At 70.3% G+C, this 25909-nt stretch carries 24 protein-coding genes; 4 read left to right on the top strand and 20 right to left on the bottom strand.

Annotated elements, in window-relative coordinates; genetic code table 11:
* Window positions 1-17: 17 nt before the first annotated feature.
* The gene (locus tag ACEYYH_RS07655) at window positions 18-1247 is read right to left on the bottom strand and encodes a PrsW family glutamic-type intramembrane protease (RefSeq protein WP_374977627.1); all 1230 of its coding nucleotides are present in this window, start codon (window positions 1245-1247) and stop codon (window positions 18-20) included.
* An 87-nt stretch (window positions 1248-1334) separates the two neighbouring features.
* On the opposite strand from ACEYYH_RS07655, the gene ACEYYH_RS07650 reads away from it, so the two are divergent.
* Window positions 1335-2198, top strand: a complete 864-nt coding sequence (locus ACEYYH_RS07650) for a fumarylacetoacetate hydrolase family protein (RefSeq protein WP_374977626.1) — start codon at window positions 1335-1337, stop codon at window positions 2196-2198.
* A 67-nt stretch (window positions 2199-2265) separates the two neighbouring features.
* Here the strand turns inward: ACEYYH_RS07650 and ACEYYH_RS07645 are convergent, their stop codons facing one another.
* The 5 genes from ACEYYH_RS07645 to ACEYYH_RS07625 form a co-directional block, all read right to left on the bottom strand.
* Window positions 2266-2805, bottom strand: a complete 540-nt coding sequence (locus tag ACEYYH_RS07645) for a DUF4190 domain-containing protein (protein WP_374977625.1) — start codon at window positions 2803-2805, stop codon at window positions 2266-2268.
* A 62-nt stretch (window positions 2806-2867) separates the two neighbouring features.
* Entirely contained in the window at window positions 2868-4349 is a 1482-nt protein-coding gene (locus ACEYYH_RS07640; protein WP_374977624.1) for an aspartate ammonia-lyase, read from the bottom strand.
* Between the two features lie 148 nt (window positions 4350-4497).
* Complete coding sequence (locus tag ACEYYH_RS07635; protein WP_374977623.1) at window positions 4498-5409, bottom strand: phosphodiesterase; 912 nt, start codon at window positions 5407-5409, stop codon at window positions 4498-4500.
* Between the two features lie 56 nt (window positions 5410-5465).
* A complete protein-coding gene (locus ACEYYH_RS07630; protein ID WP_374977622.1) occupies window positions 5466-5795 on the bottom strand; it encodes a peptidase in 330 nt (109 codons plus the stop codon).
* A complete protein-coding gene (locus tag ACEYYH_RS07625; RefSeq protein ID WP_116193870.1) occupies window positions 5792-7087 on the bottom strand; it encodes an inorganic phosphate transporter in 1296 nt (431 codons plus the stop codon). The genes ACEYYH_RS07630 and ACEYYH_RS07625 overlap by 4 nt, the downstream gene beginning before the upstream one ends.
* Before the next feature lie 153 nt (window positions 7088-7240).
* Between ACEYYH_RS07625 and ACEYYH_RS07620 the strand changes: the two genes are divergently transcribed.
* Window positions 7241-9364, top strand: coding sequence for a S9 family peptidase (locus ACEYYH_RS07620; protein WP_374977621.1), 2124 nt, complete (start codon window positions 7241-7243; stop codon window positions 9362-9364).
* Between the two features lie 137 nt (window positions 9365-9501).
* On the opposite strand, the gene ACEYYH_RS07615 is transcribed toward ACEYYH_RS07620, so the two are convergent.
* Both ACEYYH_RS07615 and ACEYYH_RS07610 read right to left on the bottom strand, forming a co-directional pair.
* Window positions 9502-10374, bottom strand: coding sequence for an IS3 family transposase (locus ACEYYH_RS07615; protein WP_374975770.1), 873 nt, complete (start codon window positions 10372-10374; stop codon window positions 9502-9504).
* Window positions 10371-10706, bottom strand: a complete 336-nt coding sequence (locus ACEYYH_RS07610; protein ID WP_374978152.1) for a transposase — start codon at window positions 10704-10706, stop codon at window positions 10371-10373. The genes ACEYYH_RS07615 and ACEYYH_RS07610 overlap by 4 nt, the downstream gene beginning before the upstream one ends.
* Before the next feature lie 193 nt (window positions 10707-10899).
* Between ACEYYH_RS07610 and ACEYYH_RS07605 the strand changes: the two genes are divergently transcribed.
* Window positions 10900-11790 (top strand): endonuclease domain-containing protein, encoded by an 891-nt coding sequence (locus ACEYYH_RS07605; protein WP_374977620.1) that lies wholly within the window; start codon window positions 10900-10902, stop codon window positions 11788-11790.
* A 255-nt stretch (window positions 11791-12045) separates the two neighbouring features.
* Here ACEYYH_RS07605 and ACEYYH_RS07600 read toward each other — a convergent pair whose 3' ends face one another.
* The 5 genes from ACEYYH_RS07600 to coaBC form a co-directional block, all read right to left on the bottom strand.
* Complete coding sequence (locus ACEYYH_RS07600; RefSeq protein WP_374977619.1) at window positions 12046-13074, bottom strand: ATP-dependent 6-phosphofructokinase; 1029 nt, start codon at window positions 13072-13074, stop codon at window positions 12046-12048.
* A gap of 164 nt (window positions 13075-13238) precedes the next feature.
* Complete coding sequence (locus tag ACEYYH_RS07595; protein ID WP_374977618.1) at window positions 13239-15392, bottom strand: DEAD/DEAH box helicase; 2154 nt, start codon at window positions 15390-15392, stop codon at window positions 13239-13241.
* Window positions 15393-15628: 236 nt separating this feature from the next.
* Window positions 15629-16261 (bottom strand): hypothetical protein, encoded by a 633-nt coding sequence (locus ACEYYH_RS07590; RefSeq protein ID WP_374977617.1) that lies wholly within the window; start codon window positions 16259-16261, stop codon window positions 15629-15631.
* Window positions 16262-16372: 111 nt separating this feature from the next.
* Window positions 16373-17269, bottom strand: a complete 897-nt coding sequence (locus ACEYYH_RS07585; protein ID WP_374977616.1) for a glycerophosphodiester phosphodiesterase — start codon at window positions 17267-17269, stop codon at window positions 16373-16375.
* Window positions 17270-17348: 79 nt separating this feature from the next.
* Window positions 17349-18584, bottom strand: a complete 1236-nt coding sequence (coaBC, locus tag ACEYYH_RS07580) for a bifunctional phosphopantothenoylcysteine decarboxylase/phosphopantothenate--cysteine ligase CoaBC (protein ID WP_374977615.1) — start codon at window positions 18582-18584, stop codon at window positions 17349-17351.
* Window positions 18585-18652: 68 nt separating this feature from the next.
* On the opposite strand from coaBC, the gene ACEYYH_RS07575 reads away from it, so the two are divergent.
* The gene (locus ACEYYH_RS07575; protein WP_374977614.1) at window positions 18653-19369 is read left to right on the top strand and encodes an NRDE family protein; all 717 of its coding nucleotides are present in this window, start codon (window positions 18653-18655) and stop codon (window positions 19367-19369) included.
* 190 nt (window positions 19370-19559) lie between these two features.
* Here the strand turns inward: ACEYYH_RS07575 and ACEYYH_RS07570 are convergent, their stop codons facing one another.
* The 7 genes from ACEYYH_RS07570 to ACEYYH_RS07540 form a co-directional block, all read right to left on the bottom strand.
* Window positions 19560-20423, bottom strand: a complete 864-nt coding sequence (locus ACEYYH_RS07570) for an aldehyde dehydrogenase family protein (RefSeq protein WP_374977613.1) — start codon at window positions 20421-20423, stop codon at window positions 19560-19562.
* A complete protein-coding gene (locus ACEYYH_RS07565) occupies window positions 20420-21916 on the bottom strand; it encodes an aldehyde dehydrogenase family protein (protein WP_374977612.1) in 1497 nt (498 codons plus the stop codon). The genes ACEYYH_RS07570 and ACEYYH_RS07565 overlap by 4 nt, the downstream gene beginning before the upstream one ends.
* A 14-nt stretch (window positions 21917-21930) precedes the next feature.
* Window positions 21931-22938: a deoxyribose-phosphate aldolase gene (deoC, locus tag ACEYYH_RS07560; protein ID WP_374977611.1), complete on the bottom strand. Its 1008-nt coding sequence runs from the start codon at window positions 22936-22938 to the stop codon at window positions 21931-21933.
* A gap of 52 nt (window positions 22939-22990) precedes the next feature.
* Entirely contained in the window at window positions 22991-23935 is a 945-nt protein-coding gene (locus tag ACEYYH_RS07555) for a sugar-binding transcriptional regulator (protein WP_374977610.1), read from the bottom strand.
* A 110-nt stretch (window positions 23936-24045) separates the two neighbouring features.
* Window positions 24046-24417, bottom strand: a complete 372-nt coding sequence (locus tag ACEYYH_RS07550; RefSeq protein ID WP_374977609.1) for a hypothetical protein — start codon at window positions 24415-24417, stop codon at window positions 24046-24048.
* Between the two features lie 86 nt (window positions 24418-24503).
* On the bottom strand, window positions 24504-25475 hold the full coding sequence (locus ACEYYH_RS07545; RefSeq protein ID WP_374977608.1) for a bifunctional riboflavin kinase/FAD synthetase: 972 nt from the start codon (window positions 25473-25475) through the stop codon (window positions 24504-24506).
* Window positions 25472-25891: a hypothetical protein gene (locus tag ACEYYH_RS07540; protein WP_181911930.1), complete on the bottom strand. Its 420-nt coding sequence runs from the start codon at window positions 25889-25891 to the stop codon at window positions 25472-25474. The genes ACEYYH_RS07545 and ACEYYH_RS07540 overlap by 4 nt, the downstream gene beginning before the upstream one ends.
* Window positions 25892-25909: the final 18 nt, after the last annotated feature.

Here is a 25909-nt window from a genome sequence, read left to right as displayed (position 1 = left end):
GCCCCGATGCTCGCGCTCTACGGTGCGAACATCGCCGCGCGGGTCGCCGCCGTCCTCGCGAGCAGATCCCGCTCCTCGGCCGTGGCATGCGGGTCGCGGCCGCTGATCGCCCGCTGACGGGTCGCGGCCAGGGCCGTGGCGTCCGTGATGAAGGTCTTCATGAGCGGCGTGCGGTCTCCTCGGAGCGTCCGCGCCCACGCCAGGGCCGCCTTGCGGCCGGCGGCGGTCGCGAGCATGTCGACCTCCTGCGGGGTGAACCATCCCGCCGCGGCGTACTCGCCGAGCCGGCGCCGGGTGAGGCGCGATTCCTCCCGCCGCAGCGCCACGATTCCGAGGATGAATCCGACGAACAACGGCACCTGCAGGGTCAGGTAGAGGAAGAAGAAATCGCCGAACATCGCCGACCCGTTCCAGAACGCGTGCAGCGCGATGGCGCCCGCGAGCCCGAGCAGCCCGGGTCCGATCGCCTGCCCCGCCGACAGGCCGCGCCGCGCGGCGAGACCGAGCGCGAAGCCGGTGACGCTCGTGAACATGACATGCGCGAACGGCGACAGGATGCCGCGGAGGAAGAAGGTCGTCGTCGTCTCGGCCGCGCCGCCCTCGATGAAGCTCACGGCGAAGTACTGGATGTTCTCGGTGAACGCGAAGCCGGCGCCGACCAGCGCACCGTAGACGATGCCGTCGATCGGGCCGTCGAACGCGCGCCGGGCGGTCGCGAAGATGAGGAAGACCCCGAGGCCCTTCGCGAACTCCTCGACGACGGGTGCCTGGACGACCGTCTGCAGCACCTCGCGGGCCGCCCCGGTCGCCGGCCCGAACACCATGGACAGCAGCAGGTCGACGCCGAGTGCGATGGCGACGGCGGCGATCGCACCCCAGGCGATCGCGAGCATGACGAGACCTCGGGGCTCGGGTTCCCACCGGTCGACGATGCGCAGGGCGAACAGCACGCCGACGAGCGGCACGACGGCGAGCACCATCCCGATGAGCGACGCCGCCGGCCCGAGCGCGTTGAGGAAGTACGCCACCAGCACGATCAGTGCGAGTACCAGGATGCCGACGATCCAGACCGATGCGCTGCGTCCGCGGCGCGAGGCGGCAGCGGTGGGAACCTGCACGGGCGCGGGCGAGGTCGCCGGCGGCGTGATCGCCGCGGGAACGGCGACGCGGGGCTGGGCGAGCGCGGAGGCGAACTCCGGCGGCGTGAGCGAGGGCCGGGGACGGGAGGCACCGGGGTCGAGCGTCATGCGCACAGCCTATGGGTGCAGCACGCGCACCCGTCATACGGGCTGTGGACGGCCCCGTCCGCGCACCCCGGCGGCTAGGTTGGGGACATGCGCTTCGCCCATGTCGTGCCACCGGAGTCGGGCGAGCCGAGGCTCGCCCTTGTCGAGGGCGACGAGGTGGCGATCGTCGAGGAGCTGTTCGACGGAGCGCCCCGTGTGCTCGAGGAGCTCATCGCCGGCGGCGACGACATGCTCGCACGCGTAGGGGATGCCGCCAGCCGGGGGACGCGGCATCCGCTCGACGGAATGTCGTTCGCGTCCGCCGTTCTCGCGCCGCCCGTCATCCTCGCGATCGGGCTCAACTACGCCGCGCACTCCAGCGAGCTCGGGCTGAAGACGGACTCGACGCCCACCGTGTTCGTGCTCTGGCCGAACTCGCTCGCCGGGCACGACCACACCACGATCTGGCCGCGGTCGCTCAGCGAGTCCGTCGACTACGAGGCAGAGCTCGGCGTCATCATCGGCACCCCCGCGAAGGACGTCGCCCCCGAGGACGCGCTCGACCACGTCTGGGGCTACACGGTGGTGAACGACATCACCGCGCGCGACATCCAGTACTCCGAGGCCCAGTGGTCGCGCTGCAAGTCCTTCGACGGCTTCACGCCCACGGGTCCGTTCGTGGTCACCGCGGACGAGGTTCCCGATCCGCAGGACCTCCACATCTGGACGGTGCTCGACGGCACCACCCTGCAGGATGCGACCACCGGCCAGATGGTGCGACCGGTCGCGACGCTGATCTCGCACCTGTCGAAGTCGGCGACGCTGCTGCCGGGAACGCTCATCTCGACGGGCAGCCCCGGCGGCGCCGGCTACTCGCGGGATCCCCAGGTCTTCCTGCGGGACCGCTCCACGGTCACCGTCGGCATCGACGGCATCGGCGCGCTCACGACGCACTGCCGCATCCTCGGCTGAGGTCGCGCCCCACGACGCGAGGGGCGGGCCCGCGCCGCGGACCCGCCCCTCGGTGTCGATGCCTGCGTCAGTTGCAGGTGATGGTGCCGCCGCCCTGGAGGTCCCACACACCCGGGCCGAGTTCGGCGCACGCGGCCGCGAGGCCGCCGAACACCACGGTCAGGATGATGATCGTGACGATGATGCCGACGACGAGCAGGACCGCCGAGATGATGATGGCGGCGAGGGCGAAGCCGTTCTTGACGCCGGCCTTGCGGCTCTGCACGAGCGCGACGATGCCGAGGATCAGCGCGACGAGCTGCACGAAGAACGACAGGATGAACGCGACGATGCCGAGCGTCTTGCCCGGGACCGGCGCGTCGGCCGGCGCACCGTACGCCGCGGGCGGTGCAGCGCTGTAGGCAGGCGCGCCCGCAGGGTACGCAGGCGGCGCGGCAGCGTACTCCGGCTGAGCGGCCGGCGCCGCCGGAGCGGCGTAGTCCGGCGCGGGGGCGGCGGGCGCGGCCGTGGACGGGGCCGGCGCATCGGCGGACGGCTGAGGCGCAGGAGGCTGCGACGCGGGCTGCTGCGGCGGCTCGGGTGCGGCCGGGTTCTGCGGATCGGTCATTTCTCGCCTTTCGTTCGAGTCTCCCTGACGTTATCGATCAGCGGCCGCCCGCGGCAACCGGCTCAGCGCGTGTCCGCCGGAGCCTCCTCGACGATCTGCTCGGGCGCTGCCGCGATCGGGATCGCGGCGGTGATGGTCTCGAGACCCGACAGGCGCGCGGGTGAGAGCTGTTTGGTGACCTCGTCGCGCGACATGAGGCCGGCCTCGACGACGAGGTCGGCGACGCCGCGCCCGGTGAGCAGGGCGGTCTTGGCCAGCGCCGCGGCGGCCGCATAGCCGATGAACGGCGTGAGCGCGGTGATCACGCCGACCGACGAGCCGACCATGGCGCCGAGCCGCTCGTGGTTCGCGGTGATGCCGTCGACGCAGTTCACGCGCAGGGTGTACATCGCCTGACGGAGCCACGTGATCGACTGGAAGATCGAGTGCGCGATGACCGGCTCGAACGCGTTGAGCTGCAGCTGCCCACCCTCGACCGCCATCGTCACGGTGAGGTCGGCACCGGCGACCGAGAACGCGACCTGGTTGACCACCTCGGGGATGACCGGGTTCACCTTGCCGGGCATGATGCTGGACCCCGCCTGCCGTGCGGGCAGGTTGATCTCGCCGAACCCGGCCTGCGGGCCCGACGACAGCAGCCGCAGGTCGTTGCAGATCTTCGACAGCTTGATCGCGTTGCGCTTGAGCGACGCCGAGAACGACATGAACGAGCCCGTGTCGCTGGTCGCCTCGACCAGGTCGGAGGCGGTGTCGAGGTCGAGGCCCGAGATCTCACGCAGGTGGCGCAGCACGGCGGTCGCGTACGCCGGGTGCGTCGTGATGCCGGTGCCGATCGCGGTGGCGCCCATGTTGACCTCGTACAGGAGGTACGCGTTCTCGGTGAGGCGCTGGTGGTCGTAGCCGAGCGTGGTCGCGAAGCCGTGGAACTCCTGACCGAGCGTCATCGGGACGGCGTCCTGCAGCTGGGTGCGACCGACCTTCAGCACATCGTGGAACTCGACGGCCTTCGCGAGGAATGAACGGCGCAGCAGATCAAGCTCTTCGAGCAGCGTCTTCAGGTCGAGACCGAGGCCGACCTTGATCGCGGTCGGGTAGACGTCGTTCGTCGACTGGCTGCGGTTGGTGTCGTCGATCGGCGACAGGAAGGCGTAATCGCCCTTCTGCCGTCCGGCGAGCTCGAGCGCGATGTTGGTGATGACCTCGTTCGCGTTCATGTTGGTCGACGTGCCGGCGCCGCCCTGGATGACGCCGACGACGAACTGGTCGTGGAAGTCGCCGTCGATGACGAGTTGGGCGGCACGATCGATGAGGTCGGCCTTGGCGGGGTCGAGCACCCCGATCTCACGGTTCGCACGGGCCGAGGCCTGCTTCACCATCGCGAGCGCGCGCACCAGGTCGGGGTAGACCGAGATCGGCCTCTTGGAGATCGGGAAGTTCTCCAGCGCGCGGGCGGTGTGGATGCCCCAATACGCGTCGGCGGGGATCTCCATGGATCCCAGGGAGTCGGTCTCGATGCGGGTTCGCGTCATTGCGTCCAGAGCCATGTGTTGCAGTCCTCGTGGGTCGTTCACAGCGGTGTGCGGGATGCTTCGAGCCTACCCGCGGAGCCGGCAGACCGGGGTGTACACGGCGTACACACGACCGCGGCTCCACGTACACCGCGGCGGTCGCTGAGCGGTCACGAGAACGCCCTCAGCGACGCTTGCGCGAGAACGCCTCGAGCCGCTCCTCGGGCGTGAGCCGCGACATCCGCTCGACCCATTCCGCGGAGAAGACATCGCCGGTGGCCGCCTCGACCACGGGCACCACGGCGTGGGTGATGGTGTCGTCGTACACGTGCACGAGGTGGAACGACTGGCCGGCGTCCATACCGTTGACGTCGACCGCAGGGCGCGCGAGGTTCATCGTGTAGCAGGTCGCCGCGGCCACACTCACCGGGACGCCCGCGAACGTGCCGCTCGTGGAGTAGTGAAGGTGCCCCGCGAGGATCGCGCGCACGTCCGTGCCGGCGATCACGTCGGCGAGCCGGCCCTGGTCGCGCAGTTCGAGGATGTCGAACAGCGGCACGTGCGACGGCAGCGGCGGATGGTGCAGCGCGAGGATCGTGCCCAGCGGCGCCGGCGTCGCCAGCTCGTGGCGCAGCCACTCGAGCTGCCGGTGGTCGAGGTCGCCGTGATGCCAGCCCGGCACCGTCGAGTCCAGGCCGATGAGCCGGAGCCCGCCGAGGTCCCACACCCCGGTGACGGGTTCCTCGGTCGGTTCGAGTCCGAGGAGGTCGCGGCGCAGGGCAGGGCGCTCGTCGTGGTTGCCGGCGAGCCACACCACCGGTGCGCCGAGTCGCGCTGCGACCGGCTCCACCGCCGCGCGCAGCGCCGCATACGCCTCGGGCTCACCGAGATCGGTCAGGTCGCCTGTGAAGACGATCGCATCGGGACGGATGCCGGTGGCCACGGCTGCCTCGAGAGCACGGGCGAGGTTCGCCGCGGTGTCGAAACGGCCGCCGAGCGGCGCGTTGCCTGCGAGCAGGTGCGTGTCGCTCACGTGCAGCAGCGTGCGCCGCGCGGGAGGGTACTGACCGAACTGGACGGGTGCGGCGGTGGCCATGGGCCTCAGCCTAGGCGGTCGCCGCGACGGCGGTCACCGCGGCGGAGGGTTCGATTTCAGTGGTTGAAGACGATGAGGAGGAGTCCGCCGAGCACGGCCGCGGCGCAGACCGCGAAGCACGCGTACGCGCCGACGAGGGCGAACCGTTTCTGCCCCTCGGTCAGCGGGCTGCGCTTGGCCGCCTTCGCGGCGGCCTTCTCGGCGCGGCGCGCCTCCTTCTCGGAGATGACGGTGATGGCGTCGGTGAACTCCGCCGGGGCGACGACGGGGGCGCGGCCGGCGCGCACGAGCAGTCGCAGGCCGAGCGCGTAGAACCCGACGACCACGACGGCCGACGTGAACGCCGCGATGAACACCTGAACGAAGGCGAACCAGTTGATCGTCATCGCGGGCTTCCGTCCTTCGGCCGGTTCTGGGATCGCCCGGCCGCCTTGGCGGCCTTCTTCGCCGCAGTCTCCGCCGCGGCGACGCGACGCGCCTCCTCCCGTGCGAGCGCACGCTGGCGACGCGTGGGCGGCGGGTTGCGCTTGACCTTGACGGCGCGACCGGAGTCGGCGACCTCGCTCATGGCGTTCGCCGCGGTGACCTCGTCGCGCCGCGAGCGCAGGAAGAGTCCCAGGATGATGACGACGGCCAGGACCGCGTCGATGATGACGCCCCACACCGGGAGCCACACCACGATGAGCGCGGCGGCAGCGCCGACGGCGCCGGCCGCGGGCAGCGTGAGGATCCAGCCCACCATGATCCGGCCCGCGGTGCGCCAGCGCACCTGGGAGCCGCGGCGGCCGAGTCCGGAGCCGATGACCGAGCCCGATGCGACCTGGGTGGTCGACAGCGCGAAGCCGAGGGCGCTGGAGGCGAGGATCGTCGATGCCGTGGACGCCTCGGCGGCGAAGCCCTGCGCCGGCTTCACCTCGGTGAGGCCCTTGCCGAGCGTGCGGATGATGCGCCAGCCGCCCATGTAGGTGCCGAGCGCGATCGTGATCGCACACGCGAACACCACCCAGGTCTGCGGCTCGGGATTCGAGGCCGACTGCAGTCCCGCGGTGATGAGCAGGAGCGTGATGATGCCCATCGTCTTCTGCGCGTCGTTCGTGCCGTGGGCCAGCGCCACCAGCGACGACGTGAAGATCTGGCCGAACCGGAACCCGTCGCGCCCGTCGGGCTTGCTGTCATAGCGCCGGGTCAGCACGTAGGCGAGCTTCGTCGCGGTGAACGCGATGACCCCGGCCGTGACCGGAGCGATGAACGCCGGCAGGATCACCTTCGACATCACGACGCCGAAGTTGACCGCGGTGACCCCGACGCCGACGATCGTCGCGCCGATGAGCCCGCCGAACAGCGCGTGGGACGAGGACGAGGGAAGACCCAGGAGCCACGTGAGCATGTTCCACGTGATGGCGCCGATGAGGCCGGCGAGGATGATCTCGGGGAAGATGTTCGCCGAGATCTGATCCTCGTTGATGATGCCGCCCGAGATCGTCTGGGCGACCTCCGTCGACAGGAACGCGCCGACCAGGTTCAGGACGGCGGCGAGCAGGACTGCGGTCTTGGGCTTGAGCGCGCCGGTGGCGATGGGCGTCGCCATCGCGTTCGCCGTGTCGTGGAAGCCGTTCGTGAAGTCGAAGAACAGCGCCAGCGCGATCACCAGAACGATGATGAGGGTTGCGGTTTCCACCGTTCGCTTTCGGTGAGGAGAGTGTGGAGGGTGCCGACGGGATCGGCGCGACGAACGAAGAGTTCACCAGGAATTCAGGAACCGGCAACCGGCCAGAAAGAATCCTACATCGGCGACCCTGCCGGTCAACTCGGAGACGACTAGCGTGGAACGGTGACTCTCAGCGACTCCGCACCTGCCCCGTCCGCCCCTGTCGCCGGCATCCGTCCGACCGTCCGTTCGCATCACGGCGATGACGTCGAAGATCGCTACGAGTGGTTCCGCGAGAAGGACGACGCCGCCGTCATCGCGCATCTCGAGGCCGAGAACGCGTACACGCAGCAGCGCACCGCGCACCTCGAGGGTCTGCGGGAGCGCATCTTCGGCGAGATCAAGGGCCGCACGCTCGAGACCGACCTCTCGGTGCCGACCCGCCGCGGCGACTGGTGGTACTACGGCCGCACGCTCGAGGGCAAGCAGTACGGCATCCAGTGCCGCGCCCCGCTCGCGTCCGCCGACGACTGGACGCCCCCGGAGCTCTCCCCCGACGTCGAGGTCGCGGGCGAGCAGATCCTCCTCGACGGCAACGTCGAGGCCGAGGGACACGAGTTCTTCTCGCTCGGCAGCTTCGAGGTGTCGAACGACGGCACGCTCATGCTCTACGGCGTCGACGTCGCGGGCGACGAGCGGTACACCGTGCGCGTGCGCAACCTCGTGACCGGCGAGCAGCTCCCCGACGAGATCCCCGGCACGTTCGCCGGCGCGACCTTCTCCCCCGACGGCCGCTTCATCGTGTACACGACGGTCGACGATGCGTGGCGACCCGACACCGTCTGGCTGCACGAGCTCGGCACCGCGGTCGCTGAAGACGCGAAGCTCTTCCACGAGCCCGATGAGAAGTACTGGGTCGGCGCCGGGTTCACCCGCAGCGACCGCTTCCTCGTGATCGGGCTCGGTTCGTCGATCACCTCCGAGGAATGGCTCCTGGATGCTGAAGACCTCCGCGGCGAGCCGCGCGTGGTGTGGCCGCGCACCGAGGGAGTCGAGTACGACTCCGAGCACGCCGTCGTCGACGGCGAGGACGTCCTCTTCATCCTCCACAACGATGGGGCCCTGGACTTCGAGCTGGTGCGGGTCGCAGCATCCGATCCTTCCGGCGACCGCTCTGTCGTGATCCCCCACCGTCCCGGCGAGCGTCTGCTGGGCGTCTCGACGTTCCGCGACTGGGGCGTCGTGGGCTACCGCCGCGGCGGCCTCGCGCGCCTCGGCATGCTCGACTACGCGACCGGCGGCGTCGACGAGATCACCTTCGACGAGCCGCTCTACTCGGTGGGCACCGGCGGCAACCCCGAATGGGCGCCTCCCCTGCTGCGCCTCGGCTACGGCTCGTTCGTCACGCCGGGCACCGTCTACGACCTCGATATCGCGACGCGCGAACTGCACCTGCGCAAGCGTCAGCCGGTGCTGGGCGGCTACGAGCCGTCCGAGTATGCGCAGGAGCGGGTGTGGGCGACGGCGCAGGACGGCACGCAGATCCCGATCTCGCTCGTCTACAAGAAGTCGTTCGGCGATGCCGGCGTCTCCCCGCGCCCGGTGCACCTGTACGGGTACGGCTCGTACGAGCACTCGATCGAGCCGGGCTTCTCGGTGCCGCGCCTGTCGGAGCTCGACCGCGGTGTCGTGTTCGCCGTGGCCCACGTGCGCGGCGGCGGCGAGATGGGCCGCCAGTGGTACGAGGACGGCAAATTGCTCAACAAGCGCAACACGTTCACCGACTTCGTCGACAGCGCGCTGCACCTCATCGACAACGGCTACACGACGGCCTCGCAGCTCGTCGCCGAGGGCGGCTCGGCCGGGGGCCTCTTGATGGGTGCGGTCGCCAACATCGCGCCGGAGCTCTTCGCCGGGGTGCTCGCGGACGTGCCGTTCGTCGACGCGCTGACGACGATCCTCGACCCGTCGCTGCCGCTCACGGTGATCGAGTGGGACGAGTGGGGCGACCCCCTCCACAACGCCGACGTCTACGCCTACATGAAGTCGTACTCGCCGTACGAGAACGTGCGGACGGATGCTGCGTACCCGCGCATCCTCGCTGTCACGTCGCTCAACGACACGAGGGTGCTGTACGTCGAGCCGGCGAAGTGGGTCGCGCGCCTGCGCGAGGTCGGCGCCGACGCGCTGCTCAAGTGCGAGATGGTCGCAGGCCACGGCGGCGTCTCGGGCCGCTACAACGCATGGCGCGAGCGCGCGTTCGAGCTCGCCTGGCTCTTGGACGTGCTCGGCGTCGCCGACGCCTGAGGGTCGTCCCACCGAGGGCGGCCGCGCAGGCATCGGGCCGAGGCATCCGTCTCCCAGATCAGGAGATCTGACCCACACAGGACGATCCGACGTAGGGCGCTCCGCGTGTCGTGGAGTCGGTCCCTGCTCCTTTCGTTTCAGGCTGCGATTGCAGCGGGTCGGGTTGTGAGTCGGGTCATGGTCTCGGCGGGGGTGGCGTAGCCGAGGGTCTGGTGCCGGCGTGTGGTGTTGAAGTGTTCGATGTAGTCCGCGATCTCTCGGGTCGCGTGGCGGCGGGTGGTCAGCTGCAGCCAGCGGAGTCGTTCGTTCTTGATCTTCGAGAAGAACGATTCCGCGACCGCGTTGTCCCAGCATTCGAAGTTCTCACCCATCGAGCGGCGGATGCCGTGACGGGTGCAGAAGCGGGCGAACCGTTTGGAGCGGTACTGGGTGCCGTGGTCGGAGTGGAAGATCGCACCGGGCTGGACGTGACCGGTCGCCTGGGCACGTTTCATGGCGGCGACGACCAGCTCCGCGGTCTGTCGTTTCCCGGTTGCCCAGCCGATCACCATGCGGGTGGCCAGGTCGATGACGGTCGCCAGATACAACCAGCCCTCCGCGGTGGCGACGTATGTGATGTCGCCCACCAGCACCGTCCCGGGCCGGATCGTGTCGTTGAAGCGGCGCTGCACCAGGTCGGCGGGGTCCGGTGTGCGTCGGGCACGCGCGGCCGCCTTCCGATACGCGGCCCGGGCCGCGGGAGCCATCACGCCCAGATCCCGCATCACCGCGAGCACGGTCTTGTCGTTGACGCTGTAGCCGTCGGCGCGCAGTGTCGCGGCGATCTTGCGGTGCCCATCCGCGCGGCCGGACTGCACGAACGCACCCAGCACTCGCGAGGTCGTCTGCCACCGCCGCGATTCCCGCGCCGACAGCGGCCGGCTCTGACGGGCGTGATATCCGGACTCGGACACACCGAGCTTGCCGCACAGGTACTTGATCCCGAAGTCTGCCTTCAACCCATCGATCACTTCGAATTTCTCCGACGCAGTGAGATCGCCTGGGTGAAGGCCCGCGCTTTTTTCTCGAACTCGAGATCCTTCTCCAACTGCGCGACCTGGTTCTCCAGCGCCCGGATCCGCCGCTTCGCGGCATCCGTCATCGAGCCCTCCGGATCGATGTCCGCGTTGCGCGCCTGCACGACCCACTGGTTCAACGTCTTGTCATTGATGCCCAACTCCGCGGCGATCTCCAAGATCGTGCGCCCCTTCGACGACCGAACGATCCGCACCGCCTCGGCCCGCTCGGCCGGCGTGTACTGATGGCGCCCACCAGCCCGGGGATCCTTACTCCCTGAGTTCATCTCCTCCACAGGACCAGACTCCACCATCGCTGGGGCACCCCAACGCGAAACGTCCTGTTTCCGCCAGATCTCCTGAACTCGGAGAAGCGAATCACGGATGCCTCGTCCTCCGCAGGGCCGCTTGCTGAAGCGTTGTCCACAGATCGGGGCCAAGAGGGCGGTGCTGCGAGCGCCTGCCGCGAAGATCGGCGATATGCCGACCACCAGCCGCGCCGCCCGCCGCCGAGCCGAGCTCGCTTCCTGGGTGCGCGCCCGTCAGGGCATCTCGCACAGCTCCGACATCCGCGCTGCGGGTTTCACGGTGCACGACGTGGCCGGCGCGGTCTCCGCCGGCATGCTGAACCGCGTGCGCCGGTCCTGGCTCGTCACGCCCGAGTGCGACTCGAGACGAGTGGCGGCCGCAAGAGTGGGCGGTCGAGTCACCTGCATCAGCGCGGCCGCGATTCGCGGCTTCTGGCTGCCCGACTCGGCCACTGACGAAAAGACGCATGTTGCCGTCCAGGGAACGGCCTCTCGCATCGACTCGGACGCGGTGCGCGTCCACTGGGGAAGCGGTCCCGCACCGACGGGACGGAACGAGACGGAGGAACCTACCCTCAACGTTCTCTTCCACGTTGCTCACTGCCTGCCTCGGCGGGAGGCGCTGCCCGTGTGGGAGTCGGCGATTCGCAAGAAGGCCGTCGCCGCCGAGGTCTTGGCGCGCGTCGCCTGGCGAAGCTCCGGGGCCGCCGCGCTGGCCGCCGTGGCGTCTGCGCTGTCGGACTCGGGCCTCGAGACCCTCTTCGTCGACGGGATGCGACGAGCAGGAGTAGACGTCGTGCAGCAGGTGTGGATCGACGGGCATCCCGTCGACGGCCTGATCGGATCATCCCTGGTGACTCAGCTCGACGGATTCGCGCACCACAGCAACGCCGCTGATCGCCGCCGCGATCTCGAGGCCGACGCGCGACTCGTGCTGCGCGGCTACGTCGTGCTCCGATTCGACTACTACCAGGTGCTGTTCCAATGGGACCAGGTGCGGGACGCGATCCTCACGGCGATGGCGCAGGGCGCGCACCGGCGGCCCGTCCTTGCGGCGCGCTGACCCCTCTTCTCCAGATCAGGAGATCTGACCCACACAGGACGATCCGACGCGAATCGTCCTGCTTTCGCCAGATCTCCTGATCTCAGAGACCGGGCGCGGGGACGGATGCTGCCACCCCGGGCGAACGCACGGCAGCGCGTCGCAGCATCCGTCTCCAGATCAGGAGCTCTGACCCACGCGGGAACATCCGGCGCGAAACGTCCTGCCCTCGCGAGATCTCCTGATCTCAGAAAGGGGCGCAGCGCGCCGACGACCTCAGCCGAAGAGCGCTGCGGCCTCTTCGTAGCGGTACAGGGGAACAGTGTTGAGCTCGCCGAGCGCGTCGGCGAAGGGGACGCGCACGATGTCGGTGCCTCGCATCGCGACCATCTGGCCCCAGGCGCCGTCGACGACCGCGTCGGCGGCGTGCAGGCCGAGGCGCGTCGCGAGCACGCGGTCGAAGCCGGACGGCGAGCCGCCGCGCTGGATGTGCCCGAGGACGGTCGCACGGGTCTCGATGCCGGTGATGCGCTCGATCTCGGGCGCGAGGATCTCGCTGATGCCGCCGAGGCGGGGGCGGTTGAAGGCGTCGAGGCCCTTGTCGCTGTAGGCCTCGTCCATTCCCTTGAGGGTGAAGCCCTCAGAGACCACGACGAGCGGCGCGCGGCCGCGGTCGTGGGCCTTCGAGACCAGCGCAGTGATCTCGTCGATCGACATCGGCACCTCGGGGATGCAGATCGCGTGGGCTCCGGCTGCCATGCCGGCGTGCAGCGCGATCCAGCCGACGTGTCGGCCCATCACCTCGGCGACCATGCACCGCTGGTGCGAGTCACCGGTGGTGCGCAGGCGATCCATCGCGTCTGTCGCGATGTTGACGGCGGTGTCGAACCCGAAGGAGTAGTCGGTGGCGCGCAGATCGTTGTCGATCGTCTTCGGGACGCCCAGCACGTTGATGCCGTCGTTCGCGAGGCGGTTCGCGGCCGCGAGGGTGCCCTCGCCGCCGATCGCGATGATGCCGTCGAGGCGGTGGCCGTACATCGTCTTGGCGATGTTCTCGGCGCCACCGCGGGGGCCCTCGTAGGGGTTCGTGCGCGACGTGCCGAGGATCGTGCCGCCGACCTTCGACAGACCCTTCACCTCGTGCCGGGTCAGCGGGAAGAAGTCGCCGTCGACGACACCGCGCCAGCCGTCGCGGATACCGACGAACTCGAGGTCGTAGGTCGTCGTGCCCTTGAGCACCACGCCACGGATGACCGCGTTGAGGCCCGGGCAGTCGCCGCCGCTCGTCAGGATGCCGATCTTCATTGCTGTGTTCCTCGCTGTCGGGTCGGTGGTGAAGAGGGTCGGCGTCGCTGCCTCCCCCGACACTAGTGCCGGAAGGCGCGCCCTGCCACACGCGAGGGCCGGGATGCCCACATGACACGACGAAGGGCGGCGCGAAACCGCGCCGCCCCTGGTCGAATCGCGCGCTACGCGGCGCCGAGCGCCTGACGCAGCAGATGCATGAGCGCCGACAGCTGCACGGAGTCGCTCGACTGCGGGTCGACCTGCTCGCCGTCGAGCGCGCGCGCGGCGAGGCCCTGCTTCGAGTCGATGAGCTCGGCGATCTTGGTGTCGATCGTGTGCGCGGCGATGATGCGCCACGCGGTGACGGGCTCGTCCTGGCCGATGCGGTGGACGCGGTCGATCGCCTGCGTCTGCTCGGCGGCAGTCCACGACAGCTCGGCGAGGACGACGTTCGACGACGCCTGCATGTTCACGCCGACGCCCGCCGCGGTGAGCGAGCAGACCGCGATGCCGACCTCGGGGTCGTTGTTGAACGCGTCGATCGCCTGCTGCCGGGCGGTGGTGGCCTGGTCGCCGCGCAGCGACACCGTCTTGAGCCCCGCGGCGGCGAAGTGCGCCTCGGCGGTGTCCATGACGTCGATGTGCTTGGCGAAGAACACGACCTTGCCGACCGAGCGCTGCAGCTGCACCGCGTAGTCGGCGGCGAGCACGGCCTTGGCCTGGCCGATCTTGCGCACCATCGTGAACACGTTCTCGGAGCCCGTGCCGGCGGCCTTCGACTCCTCGAGCTCGTTGTGCGCCACGAGGCGGACGATGTCCTCGTCGATGTGACCGGGGCCGTGGCCGCGGTCGCCGCGCGCCTCGATGATGCGGCGGTACTTCGCGGCGAGCCGCTCGCCGAGGTCGCGCTCGGCCTGGCGGATCGAGCGGCCGAACTCGTCGTCGAGCTCCACGGGGAGGTCGGCGATGAGCTTGTCGGGCAGGTCGGCCGCGACATCCTTCTTCTTGCGCCGCACGATCCCCATCGAGATCACCGCGTCGCGCGCCTCGGGGTAGAAGGCCTTGTCGGCGGGCGTCAGCCCCGTCTCGTCGAGCTTCTCCATGAGCACCGGGCCGGGCTTCTCGCCGGTGGTCCAGCCGAGGAAGCGCCAGATCGCGTCGAAGTCCTCGACGTCGTTGATCAGCGGCGTGCCGGTCAGGGCGAGCAGCAGCGGATTGGTGACCTGCTCGCGGATGCGCGTCGCCAGGGCGAGCACGTTCTGTGAACGCTGCGACGTGAGGTTCTTGATGAAGTGCGCCTCGTCGACGACCATGCCCTTCAGCCCGAGCGAGCTGAGCCACGACAGGTGGCGGTCGAGGATCTCGTAGTTGACGATGAACACGTCGGCGAAGGCGTCGATGTCCTCACCGTCGCCGTGGATCACCGTCGCGCGGCGCTGCGGCGTCCAGCGCTCGACCTCGCGCGCCCAGTTCATCTTGACGACGTTGGGCACGACCGCCAGGAGCGGGTACGCGTTCGCGACGGATGCTGCGAGCACCGACTCCGCCGTCTTGCCGAGGCCCGGCTCATCGGCGAGGAGGAAGGTGCGGTGACCGGCACGCACGGACTCGAGGAATCGCGACTGGTGCGGCATGACCTCGAGGCCCTTGGGCGACAGGCGGTCGAACTCCGGCACGGGCGGGAGGTCCATGGAGGCGCTCGCGCCGCCGGCGCCGGTCTCGAACGCCTTGTACAGCGGGCCCATGAGCTCCCAGCTGTCGAGGCGGCGGCGGGGCGTCTGCTTCGGGGCGCGGATCGTGAGGTCCGGTGCGAGGAACGGGTTCGATTCGCGGCGGGCCTCGACCTGCGGCGGTACCACCTGGCGCTCGGCGAGCGCGGCAGGCACGACGGTCGCGACGACCGGGGCGACGTCGGTGATGATCAGCTCGTCCGGTGCCAGCTCGGCACCCGATTCGAGCAGCCAGTCGCGGCGCATGCGGCGGGCGACGGGAGACGTGGCCTGGTCGACCTCGAGCAGCTGGATGAGCGACGTGTCGCGCGCGGCGGTCTTCGCGAGGATGGTGGCGACGCCGTCGAGCCGCTTCAGCAGCTCGGCGCGCGCAGCATCCGTCAGCTCCGTGTCGCTCTTCACACGCGCGCGCTCCTCGCGGACGAGGAAGGCGATGACCTGGAACTTGACGCGGTTCGTCGGCCCCAGCTTGCCGCGCTGGGCCTTCGCCTCGACCTCGCGCACCTTGCGGGCGAGGATCGGGATGATGGGGGCCTCGTCGTCGCGGCGCGCGGACGAGGACTTGCGGCGACGCTGCGCCGTCTGGGCGGGTGCCGTGGTCGGCATGCTCCTCCTGAGCGTGAATGCCGGATAGGGAGTCCGGCGGGGATCGGATGACACCGATGGTTCTGCGTGGTCCCGCGGGCGGCGCGAACGCCGTCGCGAACGCGGGATCAGGGATTCGCCGCCGGCGGTCGCGGGCACTCGCTTCTGCGAGCTGCGACATCGTCAGCGGTTCCCCGCGCACCATTCTAGGGGAAGGGGCCCCCGAACGGGGCAACCTGACGCGGGAAACGCGGGACTCAGCCCCAGAGGGTCGCCACGATGTCTTCGGTGTACCCCTCGGGAGCGAAGTTGATCCACGCGGTCGTCACGAGTCCGCCGCCGCCGATGTAGTGCGTCTCGCCACGCGTGTACTCCTCGTCGTCGAGCGTGATGCCCTTCTGCTCGATGCGGCACACGGTGCCGTCGCCGAGCGCCTCGCAGCCGAAGCCCGCCTGCGGCAGCGCCGCGAGCACGGCATCCTCCTGGTCGGCATCGATCGCGGTCACGTTGGTCGCGAGCCCGTACTCGCTCGGCTGCCCCCACGAACAGCGCAGCGTCGGCGCTCCGCCGTGGATGATCTCGAGCAGGTCGGCGTTCTCGGTCGACAGCATCGTCACGCCGGGATCGTTGAGGGGCGGGTTCGCCGAGTTGAGCTGCGCGAGCATCGCGGCGGAGTAGATCTCCTCACACGCGCCCGGCACCTCGAAGCCGGCCCGGGGCTCCTCTGTCTCGACCGGTGTGGCGGAGGGCGTCTGTTCCGTCACCGTGCTCGAGGGGCTGCTCGACGGCGTCGCCTCGGATTCCGGACGGCACCCGGTGACGACCGCGGCCAGGGCGGTGAGCGCGACGCACCCGATCACGATCCGGGTCAACCGGGTCCGCACGACCATTCCCACGCCACCTCTCGCGCACCGCGGCAGGCGAAAGGGCGGCGCGCCTTCGACCCTAACGAGAGAGCAGGACGGATGCTGCGGGCCACGCCGCGCGCACCCGCACAGGCCTCACGGCCCGGCGTAGGCGCTCTGCCACTCCGACAGCGTGTGCGGGTCGTCGGTGACGATGCCGTCGACGCCGAGGGCCGTCACCTCATCCCACTGCGAGTCGTCGTTGAGCGTGTAGACGACGACGCGGGCACCCACGGCGTGCAGCTCGTCGACGATGCCCGGGCGCGCGAGCACGGCCTTGCGGTTCACGACGACGCCGCGCGCGCCGGCCTCGGCGACCGCGCTCACGACATCCGACGGGAGCTGCTTGAGGATGAGCAGCCGCGACAGCACATCCGACCCGGCCGCGGCGAGCGCGAGCGTCCGCGCATCGAAGCTCGCGAAGACGATGCGGCGTTCGAGGCCGCGCGCGGCGACCTCGGCGACGGCCGCATCGACGGCCGCGGCATCCCATTCGCCCTTCATCTCGACGATCGCGCGGCCGTCGGTGGCGACCAGGGCATCGAGGAACTCCACGAAAGTCGGCACGGGCGTGCCGGCGTAGGAGCGGTCGAACCATGAGCCGGCATCGAGCCTCTTCACGTCGGCCAGCGCGAGGGAGGCCAGCCGTCCGTGACCGTCGGTGGTGCGGTCGACCGTCTTGTCGTGCATGAGGACCGGATGCCGGTCGGCAGTGAGCGCGACGTCGACCTCGACGTAGTCGAATCCGGCGGCGAGCGCGGCGGTGATGGCCGGCAGCGTGTTCTCCGGCGCGGTCGCCGCTCCCCCGCGATGACTGGCGATGAAGGCCGCCTCTCCGGGCGTTCGCTCGTCACCCATCAGCTCCCGCGAGCTCACCCGCGCGGGTGTGGCACCGAGGAAGGCGATCACCAGGCTCGCGATCGCGAGGACGCACATGACGGACAGAGCGTGGATCCGGTCGCGACCGCGATCGGAAGCCGCGGAGTGGGGCATCGGGCATGTCCTCCGAGGTCGTTCCCCACGTCCTCGTCGACGTGGTTCGGACCACTCTACATGCGCCGTTACTTATTCGTTACTTTGCTTTCGCTTTGCTCTCGCGCACCATCCGGACCGCATCCCAGAGGGCTTCCGCCACGTCGTCCTTGCTCCCGCGCCGGGCCCCGATGACCTCGCCGTCGGCACTGATGATCGTGACGGCGTTGTCGGCGGCCTCGAATCCCTTTGACCAGCCGACCTCGTTCACCGCCAGCAGGTCCGCACCCTTGCGCGCCGCCTTGCGCCGCCCGCGGTCGAGCAATGTCTCTCCGTCGCCGGGAGTCTCGGCCGCGAAGCCGACGATCGTCTGCCCCTCGCGCCGACCCCGGACCAGCCCCGCGAGGATGTCGTCGTTCTCTATGAGGTCGAGGGTGATCCCGCCGACCGGCGCGGACTCCTTCGCACGCTTGAGCGGCGACACCTCGGCCACGCGGTAATCGGCGACGGCCGCGGCCATCACCACCACATCGGCTGCTCCCGCCTCAGCCTCGACGGCCTCGCCGAGCTCTGCCGCGGTGCCCGCGCGCACGACGCGCAGGCCCGGACGGGCGGATGCTGCGGCCAGCACACCGTCATCGACATGGGCCGCGACGAGCACGACGTCGGCTCCGCGCTCCGCGGCCGAGAGCGCGACCGCGACGCCCTGCCGACCGCTCGAGCGGTTGCCGATGTAGCGGACGGGATCGATCGGCTCACGGGTGCCGCCGGCGCTCACGACGACGCGCAGTCCGCGCAGGTCGCCGGCGCCACCCTCGGCCGCGGCGAGTGCGGCCTCGAGGATCGCCTCGGGCTCCGACATCCGTCCCGGCCCGCTGTCGCCGCCGGTGAGTTCGCCCTCCTCGGGGCCGACCACGATCACGCCGCGCTCACGCAGGACCGCCATGTTGTGGACGGTCGAGGGGTGCCGCCACATCTCGGTGTGCATCGCCGGCGCCACGACGACCGGTGCCGTGGTGGCGAGTAGGGTCGTTCCGAGGAGGTCGTCCGCGAGTCCCGCGGTCATCTTCGCCAGGGTGTTCGCCGTCGCGGGCGCCACGATCACGAGGTCGGCCGCCTGGCCGAGCGCGACGTGACGAACGCGTGCGACGTCGTCGTGGACGGAGGTCGTCACGGGGTGGCGGCTGATCGCCTCCCACGTCGGCATCCCCACGAAGCGCAGCGCGTCCTCCGTGGGGACGACGTGGACCTCGTGACCCGCTTTGACCAGCAGACGCACGAGCTGAACCGTCTTGTAGGCGGCGATGCCACCGGTGACCCCGACTACGACGAACACCCTCTGATCTTGGCACGACTGCCCGACACCCGGCCCCCGCCGGACGACACCACCACAGGAGCCCCGCAATGTGCACCGTCGTGATCCGCGTCCCCGAATCGGCGGACGAGCCCACGCGCGTGCTCGCGATCCGCGATGAGGACCCCGCCCGGCCGTGGAACCCGCTCGGCCGCTGGTGGCCCGAGGCGCACGACGGCGTCCTGGGCGTGCGCGACGTCCGCGCGGGCGGCGCCTGGCTCGCCGCGGACCCGACGGCCGGACGCCTCGCGGTGCTCCTCAACCGCGCCGACGAGTCGACGCGCCCCGAGTCCGAGCTCGTGTCGCGCGGCGGCATCGTGCTCGACGCGGTCGCGGGCCGCTCTCCCGCCGGCGAGCCGGCGACGCACGGCTTCAACCTCGTCGAGGTCGAAGGAGCCCACGCCCGCGTGCTCACGTGGGACGGCGTCACCCTGCGCACGACGGAGCTCGAGCCCGGGACGCACATGGTCGCCCACGACGATGTCGACGACAGCGCTACCCCCCGCATCGTGCGGTGGCTGGGCGAATTCCAGTCGACGGAGCCTGCCGTCGACGGGCGATGGTGGATGCCGTGGATCGAGGTGCTCGAGCGCTCGGCCGAGCTCCCGCCCACCGACGACGGCGCCATCATCCGCGACAACCGCCCGCTCGGCTATCCGACCCTGTCGCTCCTGGCGTGTGTGGCCTCGGTGTCGGCGGACGACGTCGACGTGCACTACGGCGAGCTGGCGCGTCCGGGCGAGTGGGGCGGCCTCGAGCTGGGCTGAAGCCTGTGCGCCGCGAGGCCGCATCACGTCACAACGGGCTGCGAGAACGCGCGACAGCACCGATCGACGGACGGCTGCGGTGCTGTTGCGAGGTCTCGTCGCGGTGTGATGCGGTCAGGACAACGGAGCGGGACGGATGCCTCGGCCCAAGGCATCCGTCCCGCTCCGGAAGTCGGTCGTCCCGCGCCGCCTACACCAGGCTCTTCGGATGCCAGACGGTCTTGGTCTCGGTGAACGCCGTGATGCGGGCGAGGCTCGGGGCCGCAGCATCCGTCCCGTTCTCGGGAGGGAGCACGCGAGTGAGCGTCTCGGCCGCGGCGATCTGCAGGTCGATCCAGTCGAGGTCGCCCGCGCCGACGAGGTCGAGCGCGTGCACGTCGGGATGCGATGCCAGCCACGGCGCGATCTCGGCGGGCGAGCCGGTCAGCACGTTGACGACTCCGCCGGGCACGTCGCTGGTGGCGAGAACCTCGGCGAGCGAGATCGCCGACAGCGGGTAACGCTGCGACGCGATGACGACGACGGAGTTGCCGGTGACGAGCGCGGGTGCGATCGCCGACACGAGACCGACGAGGGCGGTGTCCTGCGGAGCGACGACGCCCACGACCCCGGTCGGCTCGGGCACGGAGATGTTGAAGTACGGACCGGCGACGGGGTTGCCGTTGCCGGCGACCTGGCCGAACTTGTCGCACCAGCCGGCGTACCAGACCCAGCGGTCGATCGCCGCGTCGACCTCGGCGCCGGCGACCGCGGCCGTGACACCCGTCTGCTGCACGATCTCGTCCACAAACTGGGCGCGGCGGCCTTCGAGGATCTCGGCGACCCGGTAGAGCACCTGGCCGCGGTTGTATGCGGTGGCGCCCGACCAACTCTTCACGGCGCCGCGGGCCGCGACGACGGCATCCCGCGCGTCCTTGCGGGAGGCGAGCGCAGCGTTCGCGAGGAAGTCGCCCTTCGGCGTCGCCACCTCGTACGTGCGGCCCGACTCGCTGCGCGGGAACGCGCCGCCGATGTAGAGCTTGTACGTCTTGGGAACGGTCAGTCGCTTGCTCACGCCGACACCTCCTTCTTCGCGCGGCCGGCTTCGACGCGGCGGCCGGTGTCGAGCGCGGAACCGCCCTTGAGGTACGCGGCCAGGCCGTGGCGGCCGCCCTCGCGGCCGTAGCCCGACTCCTTGTATCCGCCGAACGGCGACGAGGGGTCGAACCTGTTGAACGTGTTCGCCCACACGACGCCCGCGCGCAGGCGGTCGGCGACGGCGAGGATGCGCGATCCCTTGTCGGTCCAGATGCCGGCCGACAGCCCGTAGGGCGTGTTGTTGGCCTTCTCGATCGCCTCCGTCGGCGTGCGGAAGGTCAGCACCGAGAGCACCGGGCCGAAGATCTCGTCGCGCGCGATGCGGTGCGACGCCTGCACGTTCGTGAAGATCGTCGGCGCGAACCAGAAGCCGTTGTCGGGGATGACGCACGGCGCGCTCCAGCGCTCGGCGCCCTCCTCCTCGCCGACCTTGCTGAGCTCCTTGATGCGGTCGAGCTGCTCGCGCGAGTTGATGGCGCCGATGTCGGTGTTCTTGTCGAGCGGGTCGCCGAGTCGCAGCGTCGACAGGCGGTCCTTCAGCCGGTCGACGACCTCGTCGTGGATCGACTCCTGCACGAGGAGGCGGCTGCCGGCGCAGCACACGTGGCCCTGGTTGAAGAAGATGCCGTTGACGATGCCCTCGATCGCCTGGTCGATGGGGGCGTCCTCGAACACGATGTTCGCGGCCTTGCCGCCCAGCTCGAGCGTGAGCTTCTTGTCGGTGCCGGCGACGGCCTTCGCGATCTCGCGCCCGACGGCGGTGGAGCCGGTGAAGGCGACCTTGTTCACGTCGGGGTGCCGCACGAGTGCAGCACCGGTGGCACCGGCACCCGTGACGATGTTGACCACGCCCGGAGGCAGATCGGCCTGCTGCAGGATCTCCGCGAAGATGAGCGCCGACAGCGGTGTGGTCTCGGCGGGCTTGAGGACGACGGTGTTGCCCGCGGCGAGCGCCGGGGCGATCTTCCACGCGAGCATGAGCAGCGGGAAGTTCCACGGGATCACCTGGCCCGCGACGCCGAGCGAACGCGGGTCGGCACCGAGCCCGGCGTAGTCCAGCTTGTCGGCCCAGCCTGCGTAATAGAAGAACCACGCGGCGACCAGCGGAATGTCGACGTCGCGGCTCTCCTTGATGGGCTTGCCGTTGTCGAGGCTCTCGGCCACGGCGAGCTCGCGGGCACGCTCCTGCACCAGGCGCGCGATGCGGAAGAGGTACTTCCCGCGGTCCCGGCCGCTCATCTTCGACCACGTCTTGTCGTAGGCGCGACGCGCGGCGGCGACGGCGGCGTCGACATCCCCCTCGTTCGCCGAGGCGATGGCCGCGATGTGCTTCTCGTCGGCGGGTGAGATCGTGGCGAACGACTCGCCCGATCCGGGGCGGAACTCGCCGTCGATGAACAGCCCGTACTCGTCGCGCAGGTTGAGGATCGCGCGGGACTCGGGGGCCGGTGCGTATTCGAGGAAACTCATGTCTTCTTTCCCGGTCAGTCGATGGTCACGTAGTCGGCGCCGGAGTAGTGGCCGGTCGTCAGCTTCTGCCGCTGCAGGAGCACGTCGTTGAGGAGGCTGGATGCCCCGTACCGGAAGAGGTGCGGCTGCAGCCACTCCTCGCCGACGGTCTCGGCGACGGTGACGAGGTACTTGATGGCGTCCTTCGAGGTGCGGATGCCGCCGGCCGGCTTCACGCCGACCTTCTCGCCGGTGGCGCGGTGCCAGTCGCGCACGACCTCGAGCATGAGGAGCGTCACCGGAAGCGTCGCCGCCGGCTGCACCTTGCCCGTCGAGGTCTTGATGAAGTCGCCGCCCGCCAGGATCGCGAGCCACGATGCGCGCTTGATGTTGTCGTAGGTGTTGAGCTCGCCGGTCTCGAGGATCACCTTGAGCGACGCGTACGTACCGTCTGGCCGGCGGCACGCCTGCTTGACGCGCGCGATCTGGTCGAAGACGAGCCCGTAGCGGCCCGCGAGGAACGCCCCGCGGTCGATGACCATGTCGATCTCGTCGGCGCCGTGGGCGACCGCCTCGGCGGTGTCGGCGAGCTTGATGTCGAGCGACGCGCGCCCGCTCGGGAACGCGGTGGCGACGGCGGCGACGCTCACTCCCCCGTCGTCGGGGTCGCCGTGCGCGGCGCCGAGCGCCTCGACGGCGTACGGCACCATGTCGCCGTAGACGCACACCGCGGCGACGCGCGGGCAGGTCGGGTCCGAGGCATCCGGATTCAACGCCTTCGCGACCAGCGACCGCACCTTGCCGGGTGTGTCGGCGCCCTCGAGCGTGGTGAGGTCGATGAGCTCGATGATCTTGTCGAGCGCCCACGCCTTCGACGTGGTCTTGATGGAGCGGGTGCCGAGACCCGCCGCACGCTGCTCGAGGCCGACCGCGTCGACGCCGGGGAGCCCGTGGAGGTAGCGCCGCAGCGTGGTGTCGTCGGGCTGCCCGCCGAGCAACTCGACGGCCCGCTCGGGCAGCGTCACGATGGAGGTGCCTGACATGTCCTGACCTGGCTTTCGTTGGGATGGGGAAATGGGATGCCGACGCCGAGGCTCATTCGTCGAGCAGATGATGCGCCGTCGATTCGTCGGTGACGAGCACCGTGCACAGGCCCGACGCGACCACCGCGGACGCGACCGCGCGCTTGGGGGTGCCGGTGATCGCCGCGATCGCGACATCGGCCCCACGCAGGTCGTCGAGCGAGAGCCCGATGGTGCGCGCGTCGAGGTCCCGGTCGACGATGCGCCCCTGGGTGTCGATGTAGCGCCCGATGACGTCGCCGACCGCTCCCGCCGCGACGAGCCGGTCGATGTCGGCCGTCGTGAGGTAGCCGCTGTCGACGTGGACGGAGCCGTGGTCGGCGGCGCCCGCGCTGAACAGATACGCGTTCGCCGAGCGCGCGGCGTCGAGGACGCGGGCCACGACACGGTCGGCCTCGATGGCCTCCTTGGTCGCCCGCTGCTCGAGGATCGCGGGGCTCGGCAGCAGCGCGGCCGTGCCCCCGCCCTTCTGCGCGATGCTGACAGCGGTCGCCGCCGCGGTGCCGGGTCGCTGGGTCATGCTGACGCCGCCGTTGATCTGCACGACGTCGGTGCCTGGGGACCACCCCTCGCGCAGGTGGTGCGCGATGTCGGAGAGGGTGCGCCCCCAGCTGACGCCGAGCACACGGGGGCCGGGCCGGAGGCCGGCCAGGTAGTCGGCGGCGGCCTGCGCGACCCGCTGCTGGAGCTCGTCGTCGTTGCGGACGCCCGCGCGCGAGACCACGACCGCGTCGGTCAGGCCGCGCTCGTCGCGCAGACGTCGTTCGAGCTGCGGACGGCGCGCGCGGGAGTGGAGGATCTCGATGCGCACGAAGCCCTCCTCCTTCGCCTGGGTGAGCAGGCGCCCGACCTTCCAGCGGGTGATCTGGAGGCTCTTGCCGATCTCCTCCTGCGTGAGGTTCTCCTCGTAGTAGAGCTCGGCGGCGCGGATGGAGAGAAGCTCGTCGACGGCGTCCACGATCCTCCCTTCGTCGTCACTTCCAGGCTGACATAGACGGTGGATATGCGCCAACATCTGCACAGACTTTGCTCACATGAGCACGACGCGCGGAGAACGGGACCGATGCCTCACCCGCCGCTGCTCGCCGGCGGCGGGGCGGTGACCTTCGCGTGCCGCAGGAGCACGATGAGCCCGATGCCGACCACCACGACGAAGGCGATGGACAGCGTCGTGAACGCGAACCAGTTGTCGTCGAGCGCGAGCACGATCGCTGCGGAGATCACCGCGATCGCGGCGGCCACGAGCTTGGACCCGAACTTCAGCCCCATCCCCGGGCTCAGTCGTCCCGCCGGCGCGTCGCCGCGGGCGAGGATCAGGTCGGCGAACGCGTCGAGCGTTGCCAGCAGCGAGGCGGAGTACGCCACGGCGCAGCCCAGCGCACCCCACAGGTTCGGGGAATCGGCGGCAGCGGCGGCCGCCAGCAGGTCCAGCGCGTGCACGGCTCGATCGTAGAGGCGAGCGGGTGCGCGGGTCTACGGGTGCCGAGGGGCGTCGACGAGCGGACGGATGCTGCGGCCCGGGCGCGTCAGGCCAGCTCGTCCCGCACGCGCACGATGTCGTCGCTCATCTGCGCGATGAGCGGCTCGATCCCCTCGAAGGCGACCATCCCGCGGATCCGCGACACGAACTCCACCTCGACGACGTGTCCGTAGAGGTCGAGGTCGGTCTCGTCGAGCACGTACGCCTCGACCTGGCGCACCTCGACGTCGTCGAACGTGGGGTTGGTGCCGATGCTGACGGCCGCGGGGTACCGCACGCTGCTGCGAGGCTCGGATGCCCCGTCCCGCGGCATCCCCTCATCCACCAGCCATCCGGCATAGACGCCCTCGGCCGGAACGAAGCCTTCGAGGTCGGCCGAGAGGTTCGCGGTCGGGAAGCCCAACTCGCGACCGCGCTTGGCCCCGTGGACGACCTCGCCGCGCACGGCGTGGGGTCGCCCCAGCAGGCGCATCGCGCCCGCCACGTCGCCGGCGTCGAGCAGTTCGCGCACCCACGTCGACGAGACGCGGCGGCCCGCGTCGATGGCGCGCACGTCGTCGACGACATCGACCTCGAAGCCGAATTCCGGTCCGAGCTCGCGCAGCAGCTCGGGGTTTCCGGCGCCGCCGCGGCCGAACCGGAAGTCCGCGCCGACCATCACGATCCGCACGCCGAGCGCGCCGACGAGCACGTGCTCGACGAACTCCCGCGCGCCGAGGTCGGCCAGTCCCCGGTCGAAGGTGAGCATGAGCGTCGCGTCGACGCCGGCGTCGGCCAGCAGACGGAGCTTCTGCTCGACGCCGACCAGGCTGTCGGGGCAGATCTCGGGGCGCAGCAGCGCCAGCGGATTGCGGTCGAAGGTCACCGCGACGACGCGCGCACCGGAGGCCTCAGCATCCACTCTCGCCCGATCGATGACCGCGCGATGCCCCGAGTGCACCCCGTCGAACTTGCCGATCGCGACGACCGAGGGGCCGAAGTCCGCGGGCACCTCGCTCGGGTCACGGAAGACGATCACGACGCGACCGCCGCGGCTGCGGGTGTGTGCGCCTCGGCGGCGGGGTGATGGGTCGCGAGCCACCAGATGCCGAGGAACGGGAGCACGAGCGGCACGAACAGGTAGCCCATGCCGAACCACGACCATACCGTCGGGTGCGCGAAGAGCTCGGGCATGACGAGGCTCAGAGTACCGATGACCAGGACGCCGACGAGCTCGAACACGATCGCCACCCACGCCACGACATACCAGCCGCGGCGCCCCGCGAACACGAGCGCGAGCGTCGCGACGATGTAGACGACCGCGGAGAGTGCCGACAGCGTGTATGCGACGGGTGCTTCGTCGAAACGCTCGACGATCTGCACGAAGGACCGACCGGTGGCGCCGAGGGCCATGATCGCGTAGACGATCACGAGCACGCGGCCGATGCCGGTCATGCGGGGGCGAGCGGGAGT

Source organism: Microbacterium trichothecenolyticum, assembly GCF_041938625.1.
GTDB classification, from domain to species: domain Bacteria; phylum Actinomycetota; class Actinomycetes; order Actinomycetales; family Microbacteriaceae; genus Microbacterium; species Microbacterium trichothecenolyticum_D.
This window is presented reverse-complemented; position numbering and strand designations above follow the sequence as displayed.